The sequence below is a fragment of the Paenibacillus solani genome (genome assembly GCF_001277345.1).
Lineage (GTDB): Bacteria > Bacillota > Bacilli > Paenibacillales > Paenibacillaceae > Paenibacillus_AQ > Paenibacillus_AQ solani.
Map to the genome: position 1 here is coordinate 2370998 of NZ_LIUT01000001.1, position 26557 is coordinate 2397554.

24 protein-coding genes are annotated in these 26557 nt (G+C 46.3%); 2 read left to right on the top strand and 22 right to left on the bottom strand.

The annotated features are described in order from the left end of the window. Positions 1 to 247: 247 nt before the first annotated feature. The 12 genes from AM231_RS10570 to AM231_RS10625 form a co-directional block, all read right to left on the bottom strand. Complete coding sequence (locus AM231_RS10570) at positions 248 to 1267, bottom strand: ThiF family adenylyltransferase (protein ID WP_054402578.1); 1020 nt, start codon at positions 1265 to 1267, stop codon at positions 248 to 250. A 107-nt stretch (positions 1268 to 1374) separates the two neighbouring features. Continuing rightward, on the bottom strand, positions 1375 to 2868 hold the full coding sequence (locus AM231_RS10575) for an MFS transporter (RefSeq protein WP_054402579.1): 1494 nt from the start codon (positions 2866 to 2868) through the stop codon (positions 1375 to 1377). Between the two features lie 126 nt (positions 2869 to 2994). Beyond that, positions 2995 to 3642: a response regulator transcription factor gene (locus AM231_RS10580; RefSeq protein ID WP_053493131.1), complete on the bottom strand. Its 648-nt coding sequence runs from the start codon at positions 3640 to 3642 to the stop codon at positions 2995 to 2997. Beyond that, positions 3639 to 4718 (bottom strand): sensor histidine kinase, encoded by a 1080-nt coding sequence (locus AM231_RS10585; RefSeq protein ID WP_054402580.1) that lies wholly within the window; start codon positions 4716 to 4718, stop codon positions 3639 to 3641. Before AM231_RS10585 ends, AM231_RS10580 begins: the two co-directional genes overlap by 4 nt. After that, positions 4702 to 5178 carry a GAF domain-containing protein gene (locus AM231_RS10590; RefSeq protein ID WP_054402581.1) on the bottom strand — a complete coding sequence of 159 codons (477 nt, stop codon included), beginning with the start codon at positions 5176 to 5178 and terminating at the stop codon, positions 4702 to 4704. The genes AM231_RS10585 and AM231_RS10590 overlap by 17 nt, the downstream gene beginning before the upstream one ends. A 107-nt stretch (positions 5179 to 5285) precedes the next feature. Further along, complete coding sequence (gene narI, locus AM231_RS10595; protein WP_054402582.1) at positions 5286 to 5978, bottom strand: respiratory nitrate reductase subunit gamma; 693 nt, start codon at positions 5976 to 5978, stop codon at positions 5286 to 5288. Then, on the bottom strand, positions 5965 to 6540 hold the full coding sequence (narJ, locus tag AM231_RS10600; RefSeq protein WP_054403611.1) for a nitrate reductase molybdenum cofactor assembly chaperone: 576 nt from the start codon (positions 6538 to 6540) through the stop codon (positions 5965 to 5967). Before narJ ends, narI begins: the two co-directional genes overlap by 14 nt. Next, positions 6533 to 8065, bottom strand: a complete 1533-nt coding sequence (gene narH, locus AM231_RS10605) for a nitrate reductase subunit beta (protein WP_054402583.1) — start codon at positions 8063 to 8065, stop codon at positions 6533 to 6535. Before narH ends, narJ begins: the two co-directional genes overlap by 8 nt. Further along, entirely contained in the window at positions 8055 to 11735 is a 3681-nt protein-coding gene (locus tag AM231_RS10610) for a nitrate reductase subunit alpha (RefSeq protein WP_054402584.1), read from the bottom strand. Before AM231_RS10610 ends, narH begins: the two co-directional genes overlap by 11 nt. 479 nt (positions 11736 to 12214) lie before the next feature. Further along, complete coding sequence (locus AM231_RS10615; RefSeq protein ID WP_054402585.1) at positions 12215 to 12700, bottom strand: nitroreductase family protein; 486 nt, start codon at positions 12698 to 12700, stop codon at positions 12215 to 12217. A 17-nt stretch (positions 12701 to 12717) separates the two neighbouring features. Then, on the bottom strand, positions 12718 to 13293 hold the full coding sequence (locus AM231_RS10620) for a nitroreductase family protein (RefSeq protein ID WP_054402586.1): 576 nt from the start codon (positions 13291 to 13293) through the stop codon (positions 12718 to 12720). A gap of 20 nt (positions 13294 to 13313) precedes the next feature. Further along, positions 13314 to 13796: a MarR family transcriptional regulator gene (locus AM231_RS10625; RefSeq protein ID WP_054402587.1), complete on the bottom strand. Its 483-nt coding sequence runs from the start codon at positions 13794 to 13796 to the stop codon at positions 13314 to 13316. 454 nt (positions 13797 to 14250) lie between these two features. Between AM231_RS10625 and AM231_RS10630 the strand changes: the two genes are divergently transcribed. Continuing rightward, on the top strand, positions 14251 to 15186 hold the full coding sequence (locus tag AM231_RS10630; RefSeq protein WP_054402588.1) for a S66 peptidase family protein: 936 nt from the start codon (positions 14251 to 14253) through the stop codon (positions 15184 to 15186). Positions 15187 to 15326: 140 nt separating this feature from the next. Here the strand turns inward: AM231_RS10630 and modB are convergent, their stop codons facing one another. Both modB and modA read right to left on the bottom strand, forming a co-directional pair. Then, positions 15327 to 15983, bottom strand: coding sequence for a molybdate ABC transporter permease subunit (gene modB, locus AM231_RS10635; protein ID WP_054402589.1), 657 nt, complete (start codon positions 15981 to 15983; stop codon positions 15327 to 15329). Positions 15984 to 15993: 10 nt separating this feature from the next. Further along, on the bottom strand, positions 15994 to 16833 hold the full coding sequence (gene modA, locus AM231_RS10640; RefSeq protein ID WP_054402590.1) for a molybdate ABC transporter substrate-binding protein: 840 nt from the start codon (positions 16831 to 16833) through the stop codon (positions 15994 to 15996). 233 nt (positions 16834 to 17066) lie between these two features. Here modA and AM231_RS10645 point away from each other — a divergent pair, with 233 nt between their 5' ends. After that, entirely contained in the window at positions 17067 to 18017 is a 951-nt protein-coding gene (locus AM231_RS10645; protein ID WP_054402591.1) for a helix-turn-helix transcriptional regulator, read from the top strand. Between the two features lie 87 nt (positions 18018 to 18104). Here the strand turns inward: AM231_RS10645 and AM231_RS28150 are convergent, their stop codons facing one another. The 8 genes from AM231_RS28150 to AM231_RS10680 all read right to left on the bottom strand — a co-directional run bounded on the left by AM231_RS28150 (position 18105) and on the right by AM231_RS10680 (position 26283). Further along, positions 18105 to 18383, bottom strand: a complete 279-nt coding sequence (locus AM231_RS28150; protein ID WP_242615117.1) for a DUF4181 domain-containing protein — start codon at positions 18381 to 18383, stop codon at positions 18105 to 18107. Positions 18384 to 18581: 198 nt separating this feature from the next. Next, complete coding sequence (locus tag AM231_RS10650) at positions 18582 to 19412, bottom strand: squalene/phytoene synthase family protein (protein WP_082341699.1); 831 nt, start codon at positions 19410 to 19412, stop codon at positions 18582 to 18584. A gap of 260 nt (positions 19413 to 19672) precedes the next feature. After that, a complete protein-coding gene (locus AM231_RS10655; protein ID WP_054402592.1) occupies positions 19673 to 21508 on the bottom strand; it encodes a fibronectin type III domain-containing protein in 1836 nt (611 codons plus the stop codon). Positions 21509 to 21897: 389 nt separating this feature from the next. After that, positions 21898 to 22707 carry a hypothetical protein gene (locus AM231_RS10660; RefSeq protein WP_054402593.1) on the bottom strand — a complete coding sequence of 270 codons (810 nt, stop codon included), beginning with the start codon at positions 22705 to 22707 and terminating at the stop codon, positions 21898 to 21900. Further along, complete coding sequence (locus AM231_RS10665; protein ID WP_054402594.1) at positions 22682 to 23245, bottom strand: RNA polymerase sigma factor; 564 nt, start codon at positions 23243 to 23245, stop codon at positions 22682 to 22684. Before AM231_RS10665 ends, AM231_RS10660 begins: the two co-directional genes overlap by 26 nt. 217 nt (positions 23246 to 23462) lie before the next feature. Then, a complete protein-coding gene (locus AM231_RS10670; protein WP_054402595.1) occupies positions 23463 to 24407 on the bottom strand; it encodes a stalk domain-containing protein in 945 nt (314 codons plus the stop codon). 149 nt (positions 24408 to 24556) lie between these two features. Further along, positions 24557 to 25054 (bottom strand): DinB family protein, encoded by a 498-nt coding sequence (locus AM231_RS10675; protein ID WP_054402596.1) that lies wholly within the window; start codon positions 25052 to 25054, stop codon positions 24557 to 24559. A 77-nt stretch (positions 25055 to 25131) separates the two neighbouring features. Beyond that, on the bottom strand, positions 25132 to 26283 hold the full coding sequence (locus tag AM231_RS10680) for a phosphotransferase (RefSeq protein ID WP_054402597.1): 1152 nt from the start codon (positions 26281 to 26283) through the stop codon (positions 25132 to 25134). Positions 26284 to 26557 lie beyond the last annotated feature (274 nt).

Consider the following 26557-nt stretch of genomic DNA (forward strand, 5'->3'; position numbering starts at 1 on the left):
CTAGCATCCATTGATTGATCAAAAACTCGTGCACATGATTTTGGAAAGTTCGCCTATCCCCACAATGGAACATCTACTCCATTATAAACGATCACAAGCCCAATGTACGATAAAAAAGAGACTTGCAAGAAAGTATGATGATCACGTTACCTCAAGTTATTGAAGTGACAGCATTTGTCTGAACCCAGAAGGGAACAAATTACCAACAATACTCTTCTTTCATATAGATGGTTCTCAATAAACTGACTTACCCGAACAGCTTGTGATACAGGCTCCGTCCAGTATTTACATCACGCAGCCCATGGATAATGAGCCTGCCAGTATTAAATAGCACCATGCGATATCCTTCCGCATAAAACTCCACAAAATAGGGCGTTCTCTTGCACCTGGAACCGAGCCTTCCAGCAAGCTGCTCCGCATCGTCCAAGCTAAGACTGCGGCCATGGTCGGCTAAGATCTGAACGGCATCTCGTCCGCATAAGACTGCGTATTTCATTTGCTCATGCTTGATAAGTGACGGAAATGTAGGATGGTTTCCGCATGTTTCACAGTTCTCGTTGCGAATACGCGTAATTCCAACTTCCAGCTGTTCAGAGTGCCATAGATCAAAGTTATACATTTTCTTACGCATAGTTTCCCGGTTGCCCGTCAGCCATTTCAGCGCTTCCGCGCACTGGCAGGATGCTGTCATTTGTACTGCTGGCGCGATGATGCCCGCCGTGTCGCATGTCTCATTCATTACCGGAAGTATGGGCAGCAGACACCGAAAACAGGCTGATTCTCCCGGCGCAAAGGCAAATACCGTACCAGCACCTCCCACACATGCACCGTAAATCCAAGGAATTGCATATTTATGGGCGGCATCATTAATTAAGAGGCGAGTTTCAAAATTATCTGTCGCATCGATAATCAGATCTGTTTGCCCCGCTAAATCTTCCATCAGAGCTTCGTCCACATGCTCGAAATACGTATACAGCTCGATATCTGACCGAATCTCCATGAGTCTATTCCTCGCTGCATGCACCTTCGGCATCATACCTGCAGCATCTGCTTCCGTAAAAAGCTGCTGCCGCTGCAGGTTGGAATATTCAACTACATCCCGATCGGCAATATGGAGCGTTCCAATACCCGCCCGGACAATCATTTCAGCAGCGGCTGTACCCAGCGCCCCACAGCCAATAATCGCCACTGACGCTTTAGATAAGCGCGTCTGTCCCGCTTCACCAATAGGCTTAAATAACACTTGCCTGGAATACCGATGCTCCAAGTTATTTGCCTCCCTTGACGTTCATGCTAAGCAAGTTTCCTGCATGACCCGAAATCAGATTTTTTTCCATCTGATGATGGAAAGGCTCACAGCGATTCCACAACCAATCAATAGGTTGTTGTGATATCACTGAACGATCCTACGTAACGAATGACCTCTCCCGCATCGTTTCGAACCGCATTGATTGTCAGCAGTTCCAGGTATTCCTCACCATTCTTCCGACGATTCCAAATCTGTCCTTGCCATTGGCCGGTCCGGGTAATGATCTTCCACATATCAGCGTAGAATGAGCCAGACTGCCTACCCGATTTTAGAATGCTCGGTTTATGACCAACGACTTCCTCCTCCGAATAACCCGTAAGTTGCGTGAATTCCGGGTTTACCGCTCGAATGACTCCCGACTGATCAGTGACCAGAATTCCTTGACCCGTGGAACGGAATACTTCATCCGATAGGGCAAGTCGATCTTGATAGTACATCCATATGACGAGAATCAAGCTGGCAAGCGCGACTTGGGACAGAGCCATAAAGCCAATCGAATACTGCCCCGTAATCGAATTAATGGCCGATAGCATCAGCGGAGGGAAGAAGCCGCCTAAACCACCCATCATCGATACGATTCCATTCACCGTACCAGCCTGCTTACTGAAGTATTGAGGGACCAGCTTGAATATGACCCCATTACCGAGACCCGCACACACCGCGATCGTCAAGCTGCCTAATGTGTATAATCCGATCGATGGTGAGAAGGCAAGCAGAATAGCCGATATTGTGAGACCCGAGAATACTCCCATCAGTAAGAACAATGGCTTGAATTTATCTCCGAGCCAGCCGCCCACCGGACGCAAAAACGTAGCCAACGCGATAAAACCGGCTGTGCGCATACCCGCATCTACCTTATCCAGTTCAAAATGCGAGACCAAGAAATTCGGTAAATATACAGTGAAAGCGACGAAGGCGCCGAAAGTAATAAAGTAAAATAGAGAGAATAACCACAATTTATCGTTCTTATAAACACCTTTTATTTCATCCATAATCGGCGTCTTCACTTTGGCTTCCTTACGATCGCCGAGCACAAAGTTTAAAGCCGTGAAGATTAATAGAAGTACAATGAACAGCTTGATTGTGAAGGACCAACCCGCAGTCGCAGCAATTAAAGGCGCTGTAAAAGTTGTGATCGCTGTTCCCAGGTTGCCGAGCCCGTATACTCCATTTATGAGCCCGTGCTTTTCCTTCGGATAATATTTCGGCAGAGAGGTTACACCCACGGAAAACACGGCGCCGCCGATACCGAGGAACAGACCACCGATCACCAGATCGGTATAAGATGATGCCTCGCTAATATAGAATACCGGAAATAGCAACAGGATAAAGCTCGCCAGAAACACCTTGCGGGCTCCCAGCACATTGGCATAATAGCCAAACGGAATTCTTAGAATCGATCCCAGCACGACCGGGATGGCCGTTAATAGCGCCAATCGCTCAGTCGGAATGGGAATATCTTCTTTAATAAAAGGCAATAGCGCAGAAATGATAACCCATACCATAAAACCAAGCGTCAAATTCAGCGTTTGCAAAGGCAGTTGCATTTTTTTCATCATCACATCACCTATTCAACATGTCTTGATAGACAACATCTTGATTCCCATCTCTATTGTAAGTGGTATGAAGACAAAAAAATAATAGGGAAATCCCCTTATTCGAAAGAGGAAATCCCTATATATGCGTTAAATATCGAGCAGCTTTTTCTTAAGAGCATATTCAACCAATTCCGGTCGACTTTTTAGGTTTAGCTTCTCCATAATCTTCGCCTTGTGCACCTCGACGGTCTTAACGGAAATGAACAGTTTCTCCGCTATTTCCTTGTTCCCGTAGCCCTTAGCAACCAAAGGCAGAATCTCGATCTCACGTTTGGTTAAAAGATTAAATGGATCGGTATCGCGCGATTCCTGATCCTTCTTAATAAACTCCCTTACAAGGGAGGTCGCCATCTTGGAGTGGATATAAGTTCCGCCCTGATGAACGGTGCGAATTGCAGACAGAAGCTCCTCATCAGGTGCATTCTTAAGCACATAACCTGCAGCCCCATTCTTCAGAACATGGAACAAATACTCTTCATCATCATACATGGTGAGAATCAATATCTTCGTATCCGGATAGTCGCTGCTGATCTTCCCTGTCGCTATTAATCCGCTCTCGCCTGGAGGCATGCTTAAATCCATTAATAACACGTCAGGATGATGCTTGGCTACCATCTGGTACGCTTCAATCCCGTCGGCTGCCGTGGCTACAACCTCCATATCGGGTTGGTAATTCAAAATCATGGAGAATCCGCTGCGTACAACGGCATGATCATCGGCAATGACAATTTTCATTCATTATTTCCCTCCTCGCTTTGCATCGGCGGTAAAGGAATGCGCAGGTGGATGGTTGTTCCAGCCCCCACCTCCGATTTGATCATCAATTGACCATGTACCAGCTCTGCCCGCTCCCGCATGCCGAACAGACCGAGTCCCGTTCCTTTAGGGTCCCTTGTATTCAATTGAAAACCGGCACCCTCATCCTCCACAATAAGCTGCAGATCCCCTTCGCCTTCGAACAGTCGCACATGAATTTCATCCGTATTGGCATATTTCAAGGCGTTGAGCACCGCTTCCTGGCAGATCCGGTAGACCACCGTCTCGATCTCATTGCTGTAGCGGGCCGAAGAAAGCTCTGTTACGAAATCTACTACAAGGCCATAATTTTTGTCTATCCATTTGAAATGGGAACGAAAGGCTGCTTCCAATCCGAAGTCATCCAAAGATGCCGGTCGTAATTCAACAGCCATATGCCGGATGTCATCTAACAATCGGGTTAAGGAGGCTTCTGTTTGCTTAACCTTGTTCAACACCGCATCATCTGCGTTGATATATTTTAATACGCGCAGATCAACGAGTGAGCTCAGCAATTCCTGCGCTACACTGTCATGCAGTTCACGGGAAATCCGCTTCCGTTCGTCCTCCTGCGCTTTAATTACGTACTTGGTCATATTCGTCTTATACAGCTTTTCCTGAGTCCGGTACTGCTTCGTCAGGTTGAGCAGCATGAAGACACGTACACCTTCTGCCTCATCAATGGTATGAAAGCTGGCTGCATATGGCACAATCCCCTGCCCCCGGGTATTCAGGTAGACCTGAAAAGAAGAAAAGTCTCCCTTCGTATTCCCCACAAAGCAATTGAGGCAGGACATCATCGCTTCCTCATTCGTATAGCCCGCGCAAGTTTGGCAGATCGATATTTTATTTCCTTTATGAATACCTTCGATCACATCAAGATCAAGAATATTCTCCGCAGCAGGATTCATATCCAATATCTCTCCCTCATTATTGATGAAGAAGATAGCCTCCATGCTGTTTTCATACATTTTCTTCAACAGATCATGCTTATCCGTATCATTGAATTGAATCATATTCTTCCAACTCCTTGGTGAGAAATGGGCCGATGGACGGCTCAATCTCCTGCTGGAATTCATGCAGCCGGGAAGAGGTTAACCGGTTCTCCTGACGATAACCTGCTAACAACACACCCGCAACGCGGCTATCCTTCCATAATGGAACGGCGCCTACGCTAAGAAGCTGCTCCGCTGCGATAATAGGATAGTTAAATAAATCATTGGGGTCAAGTTCTTCGGCCACATTTTGAATGAGCACAGGTTTCCCTGTTTTGAATACGATTCCGGCCAAACCTTTACCTGAATGCAAAACGATGCGTTTATAACGTTCATTTAAGTTGCCTGAGGCATATTGCCATGTTAAAACAAATTGGTCAGTTGCCGATTGGACGAAAGCGATCGATACAAGATCGAACTCAAACCGTTCCCGAAGAGCGTCGATGGCCTGCTGAAAGTCAAAAACCGGTTCATCCTTCATACTGTTATACTCCCTTGCTTATTAAGAAAATTTCCGAAGAAGTTATCCGAAGATCAGAACCTCTTTAAACATGGCGGTCAAAAGAAAAAAGGCCGAAGCCTTCTCTCCTACATTCCTTGTTTGCGATTCTTCCTATATAGGATATAACTTCTTCCTACATAATTCAACGGAACGCTCCAGACATGAACCAGCCTTGTAAATGGCCATAATGCAAAAATGAAAAAGCCGGCCAAGATGTGAATCTGAAATGAGATTGGAACAGTTCCCATTAATCCGGCATCTGGACGCAGTATAAAGAGATTGCGGAACCAGACTGAGATGGTCGAGCGATAATCGAAAGCGGGATCGACCACATTGGTCACGATCGTGCTGTACATGCCCATGAGCACGATGAACAGCAGCAGCAAGTTCACGATGATATCCGACGCAGAGCTTAACTTGCGAACATTTCGGATCGTCAATCGGCGAGCCGTCAGCAGTAGCATACCGCCCAGCGTGAGAAAGCCGAACAGGCTTCCGATATACATCGCTCCGATGTGATACAGATGGTCGCTGACGCCGATGGCCTCCATCCATTCCTTTGGGATGCCCAAGCCTGCGATATGGCCTCCGATCACGGGTATAATGCCAAGATGGAACATAAGACTGCCAAGCTTGAGATGCTTCTTCTCGATGAATTCGCTGGACTTGGCTGTCCAGTTAAACTGATCATGTCGATAGCGATAGATATGACCGCCAACAAATATAACCATACATAAGTAAGGGAATATGACCCACAGGAATTGATCAAGCCAGTTCATGGTCGGAAGCCTCCTGCCTTACACAAGCCTTAAGCGTTTCTCGCAAAGCTTTGACGAGATGATAATAGGGACTGTTGTTCTTCTCAAGCGACTTCAGCAGATGATAAGTACCGTCCTCAATTACACTTATAAACACACTGAAATCCTTCTCTGCTTGCGAATATCCCTTCCACTCCGCTGCGTATATAAATTCACACATCAGCGGCAGATAATCCGAGAGTTCTTCCTCTGGCATATCTAATCCAAACATCTGATACAAAATTTTCAGCTTGGCCAGCATCTGCCCGCGTTCCTTCGAATCCTCGAATTTGAAGTATGTCATGTACAGCGTCGAATCCTTTTGAAAGTCAAATGTCTGTACGTACATCTCTTCAATTTCTTCCATGCTGTAGCCGTGAATAAGTTTCCAGAACCGTTCGATATGTTCATATGCCGGGTCCGTTTCTTCTGTTAATCCCTCCAGAACCGAAGGGTGAAAATCCAGTTTATCCGGGTAGGTCAGCTGTTGGGCAAAAAAACCGAACAAGTGCTTATATGAGTACAGCTTATCAAGATTAATCACGCCAAATTCCCCCATAGAAATACTCCGAATCTTTCGCGTTCTTGTCTGCCGATGAACCGGAAATACCACAGCCCCCGCAATTCATGCCGAAGCCTTCAGAGCCTTGTGCATGATAGGTATCCAGGTATGTTTCTTTGTGCGACGTTGGGATGACGAATCGATCCTCGTATTTAGCAATAGCAAGCAAACGATAGATTTGTTCTGTCTGATGAGCTGTTAAGCCAAGACGTGCCAGCTTCTGCTCTTCGAATGATTTACCGGTCGAGAAGGACCGCATGTAAGACCGCATCATCGCCAAGCGCTGCAGTGATTCCTTCACTGGCTCCGGATCGCCTGCCGTGAGCATATTAGCCAGATATTGAATCGGCATCCGCATTTCTTCGATTGCCGGGAAGATCATATCCGGGTTCTGAAGGGAATCTTTGCCTTCAAAATAATTCATGATCGGGCTAAGCGGCGGAACGTACCAAACCATTGGCAGCGTCCGGTATTCCGGATGCAGCGGGAAGGCTAGCTTGTATTCAATGGCCAGCTTATATACAGGTGAATTCTGCGCTGCCTCGATCCACTCTTCTGAAATGCCGTCCGCTCGGGCCTGCGCGATGACAGCCGGGTCGTTCGGGTCCAGGAACAAGTCACATTGGGCCTGATACAGATCCTTCTCATCCGGTACCGAAGCGGCTTCCTGCACCCGGTCAGCGTCATATAATAATACGCCCAGATACCGGATACGTCCTGTACACGTTTCGGAACACACTGTAGGAAGTCCAGCTTCAATACGAGGGAAACAGAAGGTGCATTTTTCTGCCTTATTTGTCTGCCAGTTAAAGTACACTTTCTTATAAGGACAGCCTGTCATACAGTAACGCCAGCCGCGGCAAGCCTCCTGGTCCACGAGAACAATGCCATCTTCATCGCGTTTGTACATTGCGCCGGAAGGACAGGATGCCACGCAGCTAGGATTCAAACAGTGCTCGCATAGACGAGGCAGATACATCATGAACGCTTGCTCAAAGTTAAACTTGATTTCTTCTTCAATTTTCTCGATATTAGGGTCCTGAGGGCCCGTAACATGCGCGCCAGCCAGATCATCTTCCCAGTTCGGTCCCCATTTCAAGTCCATGTTGTCTCCCGTTATGGCCGACTTCGGACGTGCCACTGGCTGATGCTTCTTCTCGCCTGCATTCGTTAGATGCTCATAATTGTATGTCCAGGGTTCATAGTAGTCCTTCATCTCCGGCATATCCGGGTTATGAAAGATTTTGCCTAAAGCGATCTTGGACAGCTTGTTGCCCGATTTCAATTCGAGCTTGCCGTTTTTCAGCTTCCAACCGCCCTTGTAATGCTCCTGATCCTCCCAGCGCATCGGATACCCGATGCCTGGCTTCGTCTCTACGTTATTGAACCACACATATTCGGCACCCGGTCGGTTGGTCCATGTGCTTTTGCAAGTTACGCTGCAGGTATGGCATCCGATGCACTTATCCAGATTCATCACCATGCCGATTTGTGCTTTAATCTTCAAGCCAATCTACCTCCTTCATCTTGCGGACCGCGACATAGACATCCCGCTGGTTTCCAATCGGGCCGTAATAGTTAAAGCCATAGCTGAGCTGAGCATAACCTCCAACCATTTGCGTAGGCTTGACGTGAATTCTTGTCGGTGCATTGTGACTTCCGCCGCGCTCTTTTGTAATCTCCGAGCCCGGCACATTAATATGCTTATCCTGCGCGTGATACATGAACATAGTACCTCGCGGCATACGATGGCTGACAACGGCTCTTGCGGTAACAACACCATTACGGTTGTACACTTCTAGCCAGTCGTTATCCTGGATTTGATGCGCCGCCGCATCCTCATCGTTTATCCATACGGTCGGACCACCGCGGAATAAGGTCAGCATATGCAAGTTATCCTGATACATACTGTGGATATTCCACTTGCCGTGCGGTGTTAAATAACGCAGCACCAGCGCATCTTTTCCGCCTTCAACCTGTTTATCCCTTGATCCGAACACCATAGGCGGCAGGGTTGGTTTATACACGGGCAGTGCTTCTCCAAATTGCAGGAACAGTTCATGATCGATATAGAAATGCTGTCTTCCTGTTAGCGTTCGGAATGGTACAAGACGTTCGATATTCGTCGTGAATGGTGAATAACGTCTGCCCATCTTGTTGGACCCGCTGAATACCGGTGTCGGAATGACTTCTCGCGGCTGAATCGTAATACTCTGGAACGTGATTCGTTCGGCTGCACGATCGGCGGATATGTCCTTAAGCGCAACACCTGTATCCTGCTCAGCAGATTCCCATGCCCGCTGGGATACCTTGCCGTTCGTTGCAGATGATAAATTCAGAATGGCATCGGCAGCATGACGCGCTGTTTCAAGCTTCGGCAGGCCGTTCTTTATCGTGTCATCGTGATAAGCGCCGTTGATACGTTTTAATTCCTCGTACTCCTCGGCAACAGAGAAGCTGACACCATGAGCACCCACTTTTCCTGTAGCGAGGTTCGGTCCGAGAGTTATATATTTGTCGTATATCTTTGTATAATCCCGCTCAACAATGCTTAAGTTTGGCATGGTTTTACCCGGAATCGGCTTGACTTCACCCTTGCGCCAATCCTTGACTGCACCATACGGTTGGGCAATCTCGCTTACCGAGTCATGCGCAAGCGGTGAGGATACGACATCCTTGTATACACCTGGCAGATGCTCCTTGGCTATAGCTGAGAACTCTTTTGCAATTGTCCGGAAAATATCCCAATCTGAGCGGGATTCCCACAACGGATCGACCGCCGGGTTGAACGGATGCACGAACGGGTGCATATCCGTCGAGGACAGATCCGTTTTCTCGTACCAAGTTGCAGCAGGCAGTACAACATCGGCGTACATTGGTGTTGAGGTCATGCGGAAATCCAGTGCAACAAGCAGATCAAGCTTTCCTTCCACCTCATCCCGCCAAACGATCTCCTCCGGCTTGTCTTCTTCATTCGGCATGGACAATAATCCGTCATGAGTACCAAGCAAGTGCTTCATAAAGTATTCCTGGCCCTTTGCCGAGCTGGAGATCAGATTGGATCGCCAAACGAATAAGGAACGCGGGAAGTTCTCCGGTGCGTCCGGATCCTCTACTGCAAACTTCGTCTCTCCGGATACTATCTGGTCCAGTGTATGCTGAATAATATCTTCGTTCTTCACCGCTCCCTGCTGGGCGGCTTCGGCTTCTTTCGCAAACGCTAAGCTGCTCTTGTTAAATTGAGGGTAGGATGGCAGCCATCCAAGGCGAGCGGCTAACACATTGTAATCAGCAGGATGCTGATAGCGTATTTCTCCACCTGTCGGCGATTTCAGCGATTCAGCGCCCATCTCCTCATACTTCCATTGGTCTGTTGCGAAATAGAAGAAGGAAGTGGCATTCTGTTGTCGCGGCGCTCCCTGCCAATCCTTCGCAAAAGCGACCGTGGACCAGCCTTCGATCGGACGGCATTTCTCTTGCCCAACATAGTGAGCCCAACCTCCACCGTTCACGCCTTGTGATGCGGTCAGGATAACCAGGTTCAGAATCGCGCGGTAGATCGTGTCGCTGTTAAACCAGTGGTTAATGCCCGCACCCATAATAATCATGGAGCGTCCACCGGTATCCAGTGAATTCTGAGCGAACTCGCGGGCAATTTGTATGACGACTGACGGCTTCACACCCGTAATCGCCTCCTGCCATGCAGGTGTATAACGAGAGTCTGTGTCGTTGTAGCCTTTCCCCTCTGTATCGCTGCCGAGGCGGTCTATCCCATATTGGCTCATCATCAAATCGTATACGGTGGCAGCGAATCTTTCCGTTCCATCGGCAAGCTGTATCTTCCGTACCGGTATCGTCCGCTTGAAGATCCCGTTGCCGGCATTATCAAAGAACGGGAATACAATCTCTTGCCACTGTGCACCATGATCTGCAACCGATAGCGCAGGGTCGATCTTTGTGCCGTCCTCACGTTCCAGGATCAGATTCCACTTCTTGTCCTCTTCCCATCTCTGGCCCATCGTTCCGTTCGGAACTATGATTTCATCCGTCTCTTCATCCAAAATAACCGGCTTCCACTCGGCATGCTGCGATACATCTCCGAGATCGCTGGCCCGTAGAAAGCGGCCTGCTTTATAACTGCCTTCATGCTTATCCAGCAGGATTAGGAATGGCATATCGGTATATTGTTTGGCGTAATTCAGGAACATCGGCTCCTGGCGCTCATGGTAGAATTCATTCAGAATTACATGTGTCATTGCCTGCGCGATAGCCGCATCGGTTCCCGGATTCGGAGCCAGCCAGTTATCTGCAAATTTGACGTTTTCCGCATAGTCCGGCGCGACGGACACCACCTTCGTCCCTTTGTAACGGACTTCCGTCATAAAATGAGCGTCCGGGGTGCGTGTTAAGGGAACATTCGAGCCCCACATGATCAGATAACCCGAATTGTACCAATCACTTGATTCAGGCACATCGGTCTGTTCGCCCCATATTTGCGGCGAAGCTGGAGGAAGATCGGCGTACCAGTCATAGAAGCTGAGCATTTCGCCGCCGAGCAGTGAAATCAGCCGAGCGCCTGAAGCATAACTGATCATCGACATCGCCGGAATAGGGGTAAACCCTGCAATACGATCCGGTCCATACTTGCGAATTGTGTAGATCAGCTGCGCAACGATTAATTGGGTTGCTGCTTCCCAAGAGACGCGAACATGCCCGCCCTTCCCGCGCATTTTCTTATAAGACGCTGCTTTCTCCGGATCTTCAACAATGCTTGCCCAGGCCTCGACCGGATCTGACGATTCCGCCAGCGCCTGCTTCCACATGCGCCATAATCGGCCGCGCATATAAGGGTATTTCACTCGCAGCGGACTATATTCATACCACGAGAATGATGCGCCACGCGGGCAGCCGCGCGGTTCAAATTCCGGCATGTCCGGGCCGCAGGACGGGTAATCTATTTGCTGGTTCTCCCATGTAATAATTCCGTTTTTCACAAATACTTTCCAACTGCAGGAACCTGTACAATTGACCCCGTGCGTTGTGCGTACGACCTTGTCATGCGACCAGCGCCCACGATACATGTTTTCCCAAGTACGATCTTTCTCTTCGAGTATCGACCAGTTTCCCGAGTAGCTCTCTGTAGGTTTGAAGAACTTTAGTCCGAATTTTCGCTTCATAGGAACTCAACACTCCTTCTGCAGAATGACAAAATATGACGGGAATCAATGATTTGTCTATTCTTATACCTACATTATGAAAGGCTCACACTCTGCTTCCTATTAGGGAATGTTCCTATTTCTTCTCGGGAAATCCCTTGATCTGTCACGAAGCCTCTGTCTGAGAACCACACTGCAGCTTATAGATATACACAAAGAACTGTTTGTTGGATTAGAATCCTTTGGGCTTCCTGTATTGTCCCTTTTGGTTAACGATGTGAGTTCTTGTCCTCAGATCAGGACAATTACGTACATTGTTAAAACAAAAAAAGCCGCGAATTCCGCGACTTTGAATGCGTATATGTTGTTGTCCTCCGACAATTTGATTTTTGACGGCAATTTTGACACAAATGTTACCCATATTTTTAAATGCTCAAGAATCCAAATCGGATTCATATTTTTCAAGCAGGTTAAGCTGAGTTATGCCCGTGTCAACGCTCCTACAGCAGTTCGAACCTCAACTGGAGCTCAGGAGCCTCGGGCTTCTCTTTAAGGTGAGCTGTGACGTACCCCAATTCCAGTACCGCAGCGATACGCTCGCTGCCCAGAACACCAAAAGTTTCTGCACGGCTCCGGTCATACATCCAGTCATGCAGTGTGCAGCGCACACCCAAATCATGCTCATGGGCCAGCAGGCGGAAATTTTGGATCATACAACAGACGGCTGCAAAGTCCTCCTCCCGCTTATGACGGTCCGCCTCTTCTCTCATCACTACTAGCAGATACGCCGGAGCCGGTTCCTGCAACCCCTGCATGAGTCCCCCATTCTGGTTATCGGCAAAAATAAACCGCCATGGCTCGCGGAGCCCATCGTTCGGCGCCCATATTGCATAATTAAGCAGCTCCAGCATCAGCTCCTGCGGCACTGGACGATTTAAAAAATGTATCGGATTGCTCATTTCTCCGACCAAATCGGATAGTTTCATCTTCTCACCCTCCTCCTTTATGTGGCATGTCCCTGAAATACGGTCCACTTCTGCTCGGCTGGCGTTCTTTTGCGGCTTCTTGGTGCTTTGTCATAGTAACCCAGATGGAGAATGCCGACGAATCTTTCATCCTTACGCAGGCCAATTCCTTTGAAGAAACCTTCATGCTGAATTATGGACTCCGTATCCCACAGCATGCCTAACCCGCGTTCCCAGCCTAGCAGCTGGAAGTTCTGCATCATCCCGCAGACGGACGCATAATTACGGTCGTTAGTCAGACGGTCGGGCCCTACTGTGGACATGACAATGACATGGGCGGGGATATCGGTGAATCTCTTTTTAAATACATCTAATAGTTTTCCAGGGATCAACTTACCCAGCTTGCTCTGGGACATCTGTGCAAGCATACAATCGACCAGCCGTTTGTTAGCTTCGGGAGTTCCGGCATACACAACGCGCCAGGATCCAGCGTCTATGGGTGGTTGCAGCCGGGCTGCGCTGCTCAGCAATTCAACTACCAGCTCTTGTTCCACCGGCCTGGAATTACTTTTACGGATACTTCTGCGTTCCCTGATCAATTCAGACAAATTCATACCCTTCACCCTCCTTCGGTTCATCTGGATTCGATGTCTATACTAATATCATGAAGAAATTTATGGATCACCTTCAATTCCCTATCCGAATATTTGTCCAAAAAACGGTAGAAGCCTTCAGCTTCAAGCTCATGAAGACGTTCATGCAGTTTGAAGATCTTTTTGCCTTGCGGGGTCAATCGGAAAAAACTCTCCTTCTTGTTGTCATTCATTTGCGCACGTTTGACAAATCCTTCCTCCAGTAGTTTGCTGCCGATCTTGGTAATACTCGCCTTGGACAAATTCATCGCCTCGGCAATCCCCGTATTGTTAATCGGCTCATGCCGACCGATGCAATCAATCACATGAACCGCGGTCAAATTCTGGGGTAATTTCTCGATGGTTTCCCTTTGGGCGATACCGAGAAAATGTTCGATTTCCATATCCTTATAACCCTCGTACACATGTAAAAAATGGATATACTGCTCATATAGCAGTTGTTTGGTTCGAGCTTCTGTGTCCATCCTTCGATCAACTCCTTTTTTACTCGTGAATAATCAAAATTGCTTAAATAATAAAAGTAAAACAAGAATTGAGATGAATATTGTTAATTAGTTAACAATATATCATAAATGATACTGGTTCTCAACTATACACTATATAAGTTCTTGTCGTTGATTAACAACGAGAACTTATATAGTTAAAACAAAAAAAGCCGCAATCAAAGCGGCTTAGATACGCCCGACAATATACCAGCATCCGTGTAGTATATGCGTTTCCCTTCTTCCTCTTCTTTTTTCTGCAAGAGGAATTTAATCATGCATCCTTAAATTGGAAGTTCGTTCAACCATTATGAAAGAGCAGTTTCTTGTTCATTCAAGCTCCTTTTAAGTACTGCGCTGCAGACTTCGCCAATATATTTTAAAGGAATGCTATTTAGTTGGGCTTTCTTCTATATTAAGGGAGGAAGATAAAGATATGTCGATACGTCCGCCAATCTTGCGGAGGGGCGATACCATTGGAATCGTTACCTTGGGCAGCCCGCTCGCTGCAAGTATTATCAATGCCCGAATCGAATTTTTGAGAGCGCTGGACTTCAATGTTGTATTGGGTCAATATGTATATGCTCAAAACGGGTTTCTTGCCGGAACAGACGAACAGCGGGCATCCGATTTGATGAGGATGTTTCAAGACGATCAGGTAAGAATGATTCTGCCTACCCGAGGCGGTACAGGAGTGGCCGGTATTCTCCCCTACTTGGATTATCGTGTGATCCGAAACAATCCGAAAATCGTTACTGGCTACAGCGATATAACCGTGCTATTAAACGTACTGCATCAATATGTGGATTTAATAACATTCCATAGCCTGCTGCTTATTGATTTCAAATCCGGAACGCCCGATTATAATTTCGATCAGTTTTTCTCGGCAACATCTGTATATTCATTAACCCGGACCATCTTAAACCCGCCAGGGATGCCGCTCATAAGCCGTATTCCAGGTAACGTTACGGGGCAGCTTGTAGGTGGTAATCTGACATCGTTTGTCGATACGCTCGGAACACCTTTCGAAATCGATACACGAGGCAAAATTCTGCTTCTTGAAGAAACACATGAACCTACTAATACAGTGTACAGATACTTGAATGATTTGAAGCTTGCCGGAAAATTTCGTGATTGTATCGGAATTATTATGGGGGAATGCACAGGCTGCTTGGCAGCTTATGGCCAATCCTATGAGGATGTAATCACCGAATTTCTAATACCTCTCGGCAAGCCGATGATCACGAACCTTGCCAGTGGACATGGTATTTATAAAGCCGCTTTGCCGATTGGCGCAACCGTGAATCTGGATTCGGTCAACACCAGAATAACGATAGTAGAACCTACTGTCAGCATTAGCCAATCGGTATGAACGACGTCTTATGTTGGCTCGATTCGGCACATAAATGCGCATTTGACTAATCGAACCCGTCAGCTTCATGCGATCTTTTTCCATGAAATGCGATCAACATAAAAAAGCCCCTATAATCTGCGGCTTTTTTATGCTGTATGCTATTCTCTTTGTCTTGTAAGAAGCAGCATGATAAACGAAATGATGATCATCGCCCCTGTCCAAGCCCATGCCATCGTCATATTCCCTGCATCAACTGCAACGAATATCGCTGTGGGGATGGTCTGGGTTTTACCCGGTATATTTCCAGCAATCATTAATGTCGCCCCGAATTCGCCCAAACCACGGGCAAACCCCAGAATATATGCGGAGACCAATGAGCGATAAGTCATGGGAAGTGTTATGTGCCTGAAAACCTGCCATTCATTAGCTCCGGTTGAACGAGCAGCTTCCTCCAACCTTCGATCAACGGAAGAGAATCCTACCTTCATCGTTTGGTACACCAGCGGGAAGGCTACCACAATCGAGGCGATCACTGCAGCCCACCATGAGAAAATGATCGGAGCGGCAAAGAGCCATTCCACCCATTGCCCAAACCAGCTTTTTCGACCCAACATAACTAACAGTATAAAACCCACCACGGTTGGGGGAAGTACTAGCGGCAGCATAAAGGCTGTTTCAAGCATCGTTTTGCCTTTAAAGGATTTTCGAGACATCCACCAGGCGGCAGCCACACCAAGCAGGATAACGATTAGGCTGGATAGCACGGACACCTGCAGTGATAGTTTAATGGGGATCCAGAATTCGTTCCAATTCATAGGGCCTCCATTAGTGTATAACGGAGAATCCGTATTTCACAAACACGTCCAGCGCATCCTGTGTCTGCAGATAGGCGTAGAAATCTTCCGCCTCTTTGCTATGCTTCGTTGCCTTTACAATGCCTATCGGATATTCAACCGGCGTGTAGGTTGTGGAATCTACAGCGAAGGCGACTTTTACTTTGTCCGAGGTTAATGCATCTGTTTTATAGACAAACCCGACATCTGCATTTCCGGTTTCCACATATTGAAGCACTTGTCTTACATCTTTAGCTTGTACCATTTTGGATTGGAGCGAGTCCCAAAGCTTCGCACTAGTGAGCGCTTCTTTGGCGTATCCACCCGCGGGTACACTTTCAGGAATGCCGATAGCAATATTCTTCACATCGGACTTGGGCAAATCATCCAAACCCGTAACGGATACTTGTCCATCAGTGGAAACGACAGCGACCACTTCATTGCTTAATACATTGTTTTGTTGGTCAACATCTATAAGTTGCTTGTCCACGAGCGCTTTCATGTTTTTGGTTGCGGCAGAAAGGAACAAGTCCGCCGGTGCCCCCTGCTCAATTTGCTGCTGCAATGCGCCGGACGCGCCAAAGTTAAAATTCAATTTAATAGTTGGATTTTGCGTTTCATATGCCAGTTGAATTTCCTTGAGTGCATCTGTCATGCTTGCTGCGGCGGATATAATCAACTCCACCTTTTCATCCGCTTCCGGGCTTTGTTTCTCCACACTTGAAGCTTGTGAACCGGTAATTCCGCTTGCTGCCGTACCACAGCCTGCTACGATCAGCAGCAAGGCTAAAACAAGAGTTAATATTGCACAAATCTTCGCCTTTTTAAACATGGTTTCTCCTCCGAAGTTATATCTAGTTATAATTGAACATAAACATTATACTTATAAGCGGCATGGATTGTAAATTAAATATATCTATTTATATTTAATTATAATTAAACAACTCTACTTTCGTACTCAATCGTGCAAGGATATGCAGCTGCGCCTGCCTTCTTCTTATTGTGATATAATTAGCCATAGATAGATGTTAACCAACTTATATAGCTAACTGGGAGGATCATGATATGTCCAACGACATGTCCTATACAACTGAAGAAATCGCCAAACTCTTAAAAATATCAAAACTCACCGTGTATGATCTGATCAAAAAAGGAGAGCTGCCATCCTATCGAGTCGGCAAGCAAATGCGTGTGGACGCCGCTGACCTGGAGGCTTACAAACAACGCACGAGAACGGTTCCAGTGCTTGTCCAGTCGATTCAGACCCATTCACCTGCACCTGCCCAGCCTTCGGTTTCCGACACTGCAAACCGTCCAATCGTAATAACCGGGCATGACATTAGCTTAGATATCTTGGCCAAGCATATGGAGAAGGCCATCCCCTCCATTCGGCCTTTGCGTTCATTTGTCGGTAGTCTCGACAGCTTAATTTCCATGTATCGAGGCGAGGCAGATATTGTTAGCACCCACCTCTTGGATGGTGATACCGGTGAATACAACCTGCCGTATATACGAAGACTGCTCGTTGGATCTTCCTATGTGGTCGTTAATTTGCTATCCAGACATGCAGGTCTCTATGTCCAGCCGGGAAACCCCTTCGATCTGAAGCAGTGGTCCGATTTAAGCCGTCCAGGATTGCGATTTGTCAATCGGGAGAAAGGATCAGGTGCCAGAGTACTGCTTGACGAGCAAATCCGCCTTCATGGAATCAGGCCAGAACAGCTTGCCGGTTATGATAATATTCAGACCAATCACCTCGGTGTGGCGACGAAAGTCGCTTCCGGTGATGCCGACGTGGGCGTTGGCATAGAAAAAGCTGCTTCGATCGTCGGGCAAGTTGATTTTATCCCTTTGATTCAGGAGCGTTATGATCTTGTACTGCTTAAAACAACTTGGTCCCAGACTTGGATTCCTACCCTTTTGCAAATATTGCAATCGGACACCTTCAAGAAGGAGCTGCAGTCGATTCCAGGGTTTGATTTGTCCCGCACAGGGGAAATCTTATTTGAGACATGAACAAGCCGTTTTCATTGTTTGCTATAACCCGATACAATAATAAATGCATCGAACCTGTCAGGTTCGATGCATTTATTTGTACACCCTTTAGATATGATTGCTATTTACTAATAGCTCAAGACCAAGAAATAGAAGCAGACCGCTAACACTTGCATAAGCACTGAGGAGGTATCGCTTGGAGTTCTTTTCAAAACGTCTTTCAGCAACGGATCGGAAAGCGTGCAGTATAGCCAGTATAAGAATAATGTCATGATAAGCCGATAATCTCCATTTCATCACAAATCTCATGTAGAAAATGGCGATTAGGGAAACAGCTACAATGATGAGCTCCCCAATTAGATGAAATCGATTAATATGCTTATACATCGGACTATCTGAATTGTCAGATAATCTCAGCTTTTTTTTGATCCCATAGGTACCCGACAATGACTACAATCGCATACAAAACGATACTGATGAGAAACATTTGTAAAGTCACCCCTCTATTTGATTAGCGCCCGTATTATTAAAAATATAAGCTTTCCAGGGTGTTTACAATTGTGCTTAACAGCTTATATTGATGCCTTATCCAGTCACAGTATTCACGATTTTCAGAACTGCATTCCTCGTTAACTTGCTTCCACCAGCAGAAATGACCTTGAGGGTAGCATGAGCTAACGCTAGCGGAATTTTGCAGAATTTTAATGCCGGACCATTCTTCAAGTCTGCAATATAAGAGTCGGCGATTTGTAAATTGCGACGGGTGTACTGCTGCATCTCTTTAAATCCCCAACCATCCGGAAAGAAGTCAACACCACGCTTAATATCTTCATCTCTATTTCGGAGGATATTTACCGCTTGGAGCCCTCTTCCGAAAGCAATCGCTTTCGTGGAATCAGATTGCGTTCCATCATGCCAGAACCACAGCTCTGATAACATTTCTCCAACCATCCCAGCAACGCTATAGGTATATCCGTCCAAGTCCTCTTCCGTATGAATCTTCCACCCGTTCTTCACCCATTCAGCCATATGCAATGACATCTTTGCAGTATAACGATATACAATTGAGGCTGCGGAAGGCGGACAAAGAAGTGCCCAGTCATCCAGTTGCATAGAAACCGCTGGTAGTACCGTCCGATACGGAGATAGAATTTTATGTGTTTGTGGTGCTTCCTTAATATCTTGTGATTCGAATATTTCGGAAATGCCAAGCAGCAGTTCCACCTTCAATTCGTCACTGAGATCGTTATGGTCTTCGATTTCATCTATTGCACGCATACATAGGTAAGCAGATGCAACAGCCTCTTTTATTCCTACATCCAGATAACTTATCGGTATATAGAAAGTACGGCTTGTGTCCTTCAACATGGTCATTGCTTCATTCAGGGCGATGTTATTAATGACGATTCCCTCCAAGTAGTAGCTCAGCTTTATATTATTTAACCCAATGATAACACAAATTGATAGGGTCAATCCAAACCCAATCACCGCTATCTCTTGACACGCGAAAAAAGTCGCGGAATACGCGACTTCAACCCGATATATGTGTATGAATGCTGTCGTTGATACATCCTTTAATCATCACATACAAATCACTTTACAGTGAGATATAAAAGAACAAACACCGGGCACCCAGAGCATGCCCGGTATTTGTCTGAATCAACTTCCGGTGACGTTTATTTCACCAGCCATAGGGCCGGAACATTTGGTGGCTCCCATCCCGTTAATGAAGTATGCGGCTGACGGCATTTATAAGTTTTCCCGCCATATGTGACCTCGTCATTTGCTTTATAACTCACATTGGGAGCCCATGCCTGTGGACCTCCCGGGGACGCGTCTGTAGTCACACTTATCGTCGTGCCCGGTGAGAGATTGCCTGCGGCATCCTTCGCTTTTATCGTGAATTGGTACGTGGTGTTAGCAGACAGGCCGTTGATCACAGCCGTTGTCCCGTTTACATCAAGATTATTGGTTCCATAAGTTATTGTATATCCTGTAACGCCAACATTATCTGTAGATGCTGTCCAGCTCAAACTTACACTGCTCGCCGATTTATTCGTTAATTGGACATTGCTTGGAGCTGTAGGGGCTACCTGATCCCCTCCACCCACCGCAGATGTGGTGACAGTTACGGGATTGCTGGCAGCCGACTGATTACCTGCGGCATCCCTGGCTTTAACGGTAAATACATAGGATGTTGAAGGGCTCAGGCCGGCAATCGATGCGCTCGTACCCGTTGCGTTCACGGCTTGTGTACCGAAGTATACGGTATAACCTGTTACCCCGACATTATCAGTGGAGGCATTCCAACTTAAGTTCACGCTGGTCGAGGTTACGGAATTCGCGACAACATTCGTCGGCGCTGTTGGAGGCTGCGTATCTGGCGTCGATGGAGTCAAATTATCTAGATATGCACGATGACTATTTGAGAATTCAAAATTGTTAAATTTGTCCCAGTTGATCGACCAGGTCATGACTCCGCGGAAGCCCGGATATCCATTCGTACTGCCTCGTGTTTTGTAGCTTGGTAATTGTACACCTTTTATCAGTGCATCCAGCGCTTTCTGCACTTCGGCTACCGAGGTAAAGCCTCCCCCTGCATTCGCGTTGGCCGGCAATCCCAGCAATACTTGATCTGGCCGTAGAGCCGGGAATTGATGATTCGGATTTTTAGCTACCGGGAAACCCGTCAGCAGCATATCTGCCATGGCAACATGGAAATCGGCATTGCCCATCGTATGGTATTGATCGTCAAGCCCGGTGATTGGTCCCGAATTGTAATTCTGTACCTGAATCCAATCCAGGATATCGCGTGTCGCATAGATAACAGGCAAATAAGACCCGGCACGATTGTCACAACTGATGCAGCTGCCTCCGTAGAAGGAGTAACCCAACTGCACAAAGAAAGTCTCAGGCGCCATCGTCAAATAAAAATTCTCGGTCCCAAAATGGTTATTAATCGTTCGAAGTGCGGAAATCAGATTGACGATGACGGGAGTCGTAGGATTTCGGAAATCATTGTCGCCTGCATTTAGGAACAGGGAATGACCTTCAAAATCAACGTCCAGACCATCAAATCCATAGGTTTCAATTATGGAAGTCACGGAGCTTACAAATTGATCCCTCGCTGCCGTGGTGGGAAGCTGTACTTGACCGTTAGCCCCTCCGATGGAAATGATGACTTTCTTGCCTTGACTTTGCAGATAAGCCACATCGGCTTTAAATTCAGCAACCGTATAATTATAAGGCGTGAATCCAATCACCCCGCTGCTTACGCCCGAAGTAGGTTCTGCAAAAGACACATTGATGACATCAAACTTCGGTGACACATCACGCAGCTTAATAAACCCGGAACCATTGTCAAAGTTGTGCCAATAACCGACCATTGTTTTGCTTACTACTGCAGCGCGGGCCGGAGTTGTAAACAGATGAACTTGAAATAACGACAGAATCAGGACAGCGATCAGAATCATCACAATCGGCTTGCGTAACGTTTTACCTTTCATAGCCATTCTTCATTTACCTCCTTCGTATTACGCCTTATGATGGCGTTTACATAAATTCCAAAGTCTGGTGAGATCCTTCCCCTCCTTTATGTGTTGGATTGTGCAGGACGCCAATTGTTATTACTTGACGCTCTCCTACTCTTCCATTATCAGGATAATAGGTTGGCCACATAAGGGATAATATCGAACAATCAGGGAGATTATTTGTTAATGTTAATGGAGCGGTTAGATTGTCAAAACGAAGCGGACACAAATACACCCATGTGATTCATTCTCACGTGGGTGCAATGATTTCTATTTTTAAACTTTCATAGATTCCAGAACAATCCTCAATCTTTAAGATGACCAGGTGGCGCTGACCAACTCCTTCTTCTATTTATTGAGCTGGAATCTCCTTAGTCGGTATTTACATAAAGCTCGGCCAGCCGCACAAGTTGTTCTTTCGCAATATCCGCCCTTAATTCAAGCGTTACAACCTTACGATCGACTGTAGCATGCTTTACAACCAGTAGATTCTCCAGTTGGCCGGGCAGGTACATCGCGAGCGAATCTCCGGTCATATCAATCGATTCCCAAGGGCCTTCATTGAAGGTAAGCGACATGGTAGCATGTGGGTCCTGCAAGGTTCGGGTCATTTCTCCGTCCAGATTTTGTCTTACCACAATAACATGCCCTTTCCAACTGTATATTTCGTACAATCCGCCGAGCCACCATTCATCAGCCGATTTCACACGGTAGTCCCGTTCCTGCGGAACGACTCCATACGATGTCTCAAGGGAATACTCCGGATCTGCTGCTTTTAGCGGAAGAAACGAATAATGTAATGCTGCTTCTTCTGTAGTGACCTTCTTCCACACCTCTTCTGCATTTGCAAGTGCTGTTTCAAGTTGCTGCGTGTACGGTTGTTGACTGTGATCGAGGAAAGCATCCACAGTTGTGTCCGGAGGTTCTATCTTAACCGAGACACCGTTCCAATTGACATTGAAATAAGTGGCCGCACTGACAGTTGCTGTTGTTATTAATAACAGAGCTCCGGCTAATGTCCAAATCAGTTTCACTCCATAGGACCTTCGCTGCTGAGGAACCTTATTCCTATATTGATAGTTTCGCACTTGCTGCATGACTTTACCGCTCACATCGACCTCTCCTATCCGGACTTCCTTCATGCCTTGGATTAGTTCATTGACTTTCGAATCGTTGTTCATATATGGTTCCCTCCCACTGCTCTTTATTGTTTTTTAGTTTCAACCTGATCCGTTGAAATCGTTTGCGAACTGTCGCCGAACTTATATCCAATATCACTGAAATTTCATCAAAAGGCTTGTCTTCAATGACCCTTAAAGCCAGAATTTCTTTTTCTTCGGCCGTCATCCCTTGTAGCCAATCCAGACGATGATCTTCCTGCTCGGCATAAGCCTGCTCCGCGCTCTGCTCGTCACGTATGCTGCGGAATAACAACAGGAGAAGCTGCCCTTTCTTTTTACGTTTCAGCAGCGTATTGCAATAGTTGGATGCAATCCGGTACAACCAAGCCAAGAACATATCCTCGCTCTCATGGTTGTAATTGGACAGACTTCTATAGGCTTTGAAAAAGACTTCTTGCGCCGCATCTTCTGCTTCCTGTCGGTGTCCCAGCATAAAATAACAGAACATGTAAATTTTTTGTTGGTATTGTTGAACAATAGTTTCAAATGCTTCGGTCTCGCCTTCAGCAACCCTTCGGATTACTTCTTGCACTTTCATTTTCAACATAACCTCCTTCCTACCAAGTTTCTTACTTTTGCTTTCACAATGTATAACTATTAAGGCATAGGTTATGTGACCATGTTCCCAATATTTGAGACGAATCCAGCAAGGAGTTCAAATCTTCCAAACACACTTATATTTAAATATATAAAGGACGCTCTCTTTATCCTAAGAAAGCGTCCTTCCGTATAATTAAACTACTTGAAGATAAGACCTACTCAATTAAAGGAATCTCAACTTGAAAAGCCTGTTCAAGCAGGGCCACTGGTACAAGCAAGTTACCTTGCTCTCCGAGGAAAGAGGGCAAAGCATCTGGTAACAGGACTCCGTTCAGCAGAACTTCCTCTCCCCAATGCTTCATCTCTAACACAGTATCCCCTTTTGAAAATACGACCCGAGAGTTTGATGCATCCCATGATATTTCAGCTTCAATCCTTTCTGCAAGTTCCCTAGCCGGCATGCGGCTTTCATTATAAGCCTTAAGGTCTTCTATCGTATGGATATCCTTCAGCTTTGCCCCTGGTATCTTATATTCGATGCGATAAGGCTTGTCTTCTGGCTGCAGCAGGAATACAATGATGCCAAATCGAGGCTGTTCATAGGGTTTTAAAGCCGTTAGGATATGAAACATTTGCTCCAGGTCATTTTTTTGCAAGCCCCTATCCAGTTGAAATATTAAATCGAATTGCAGGTTTGACTGGGTGTAAGATGGGATCGTCCCTTCGATTACTTTCACCTGGTCCTTTACTTCTGCACAACAAGTGAAATCTATAAAAGGCTGACTCTTGATATCGCTGTCTATGTTCAACAAACGTTGTTCCACATCTTCTTTTACTTGATGAAGCCATAATGTTTCTGCATAATCATCCCTATACCCTGAAGGTGTATCCTTGCCTGGATATACACTGAATTCCAGATTGCCTGAGCTTTTGGGATGCACTCGTGCACTGATAGGTTCAATATTATCCCATAAATAGGTGACTTTTTTGATAACCATTGGCTCGTTATATGTTTGTTCGAGATAATGTCTCACTTTGTATGAATAAACTGTTTTTTGAATCATGCCGTAGTGAAATTCCAGCACGCCTATAACAAGCAGCAGCAAAAACAAACTAATCGATCCTACGACGATTCTCCCAACAAGCCTTCCTCTTCTCAACTTGGCCGCCAGCTCCTTTCAAACATGTAGACGCGCCAAATATTAATTAAGTTTCATATCTTACCAATTGAGCATATTGATGCCACTACAAAGAAAACCGCAGTGTATCGGCGGACATGCCGATGCACTGCGGCTACACAAATCTGCCTTTATTGTTTCACCTCATCGGCCGAGAGACCGTACATGCCCGGCACCGGAACATCTAGCAACCGCAAATATACCCCGAGCTGTGCCCGATGGTGAATCATATGGCTCAATCCGAAGGTGCGCAGCGCCATCGCCCGTGGTTGGCGCAGTATGATATGATCCCCGTTCCGCAGTGTCCATTCCTCGCTGAGCGTCTTCTCGTCACAATCGGCTAACATCTGTTCAATCTTGGTCAAGTTCGCATCAAATTCCTTCAGAACATCTTCACGACTTGCCAAAGCTTCTCGCCGAGACGATACGGCCGCTAGATCGAGTACAGGGTATTGAAGAATCGCTAATTGCCAGTTCAGCAGATTGATCAAATGGGTGGCTAATCCGCCCAATGTCATAGATTTTACATGCGGCTTCCACTTCATATGCTCCTCGGGTAAAACATTCAGTATGCGACGCGTCGCGGCAAGCTCATGCATGGCGTCTCCGATGATCAATTGTTTCTGCATAAAGACCTCCTACTTTTTTTATATGGATTCCAAATTCGAAGTTAAAATTGTTCCATGTCAGATTAATGGTTGGTACCTTACAATAACTGAGGCATCATAAATTGAACTTCCGTATACATAGCCTTATGAATCCACAAAATTCTTTCCAGCCTGGACAAACGATCTCTGCGATTGGTGTTGTGCGGGTCTGTCTCAAGCTGAGCTAACATGGAGAAATATTGAGGAACTTCCCATACGCTCCTTAAGGCCGTACTTAAACAGAATCCATATCGAACAAGCCTCTCGTCTCCCTTCCAGCCTGCTGCTCGCAATCCTTCCAAATATGATCGATATAGTATGGTTTGGAATTCCTCATACTGATCAGGCTGAATAATTCCTAGACTCATATTTACGCCATACAACTTGCCTAAATCCTCCCCTACACCAGAAATACTCATAAACTGCCAATCGATTAATGCAAGCTGTGTGGGGTGGTGATCATCTGTCACAAGGAGCATATTCATTTGGCTCAAATCTTGATGTGCCAACACACGAGGTAATTGCTGAAGCGATTCAAGCGTCTGATCAAGTTCCGCAAGCAGATTTTGATACCAAGACCATAACATTTGCAAACGATCGTTAGAGATCCTTTCAGCATATGTAGCAACATCAGGCGCATAGTTACAGCTGGCTGTCGTCCAGGATGTAAGCCATGCTTCGCATAACCAATCATAGCGTGGCAATATCTTGTCTCCGGTTAGAAAAGCACCATTAAACCGTCCTATTTGTTCTGCGATAAAAGAAAACTCATCTAACGTTTCTGCATATTTGCCTCTAATATGCTCCATCCATATCCATGTGGTAGCGTCTGTTAGCTCTTCTACACCAAAACATCTTGTAACCTTGATATCATTCGGCAGATCATTCAAAATGCCCGACTGGAACACCTGAGCTTCGCGCCGCCAATAATTGTGATGTGTGGCAGAATTCTTCTCTTCGCTGTCCGGTTTAATCACCTTAACGATCATACTCCATGTTTTTTCTTCGCGGTTCTGGATTCTTGCGGACCCATGTAAACGATAGATGCCGGATGTCGTAAAGTTTGGTGTTTTGTATCCGATATCGTCGCAGCACACATTCAATAACTCGATCTCTTCTTCCTCAAGACATTTCTTTACACAGGCAAGGATGTGTTCAATCTTTCGTTCAAAATCCATCGCTGTATTGTTTGTAATCATTATGTTGTCCACCGCTCGATTCACCTCCCTCTTAAAAATCAACACCCTGCTCGGACATGGGCTCGTCCAACTCATAGAAGTGGATACACCCATAAAGACCGTCAGATACCCGTTGGAATATCTACGGTTACGATCAGAAAATAATGAAACTGGGTAACTTGAGTGAAAGACTTGCCAGAAGCCTGCCTGCAAATCTGCTGCGACTGAAGAGGTCGTTCATATGCATTTAAAGTGCTGATTGAAGAGTAGTGCGATAGCCCCCGAAAACTCAGGGAGTATCGCACTT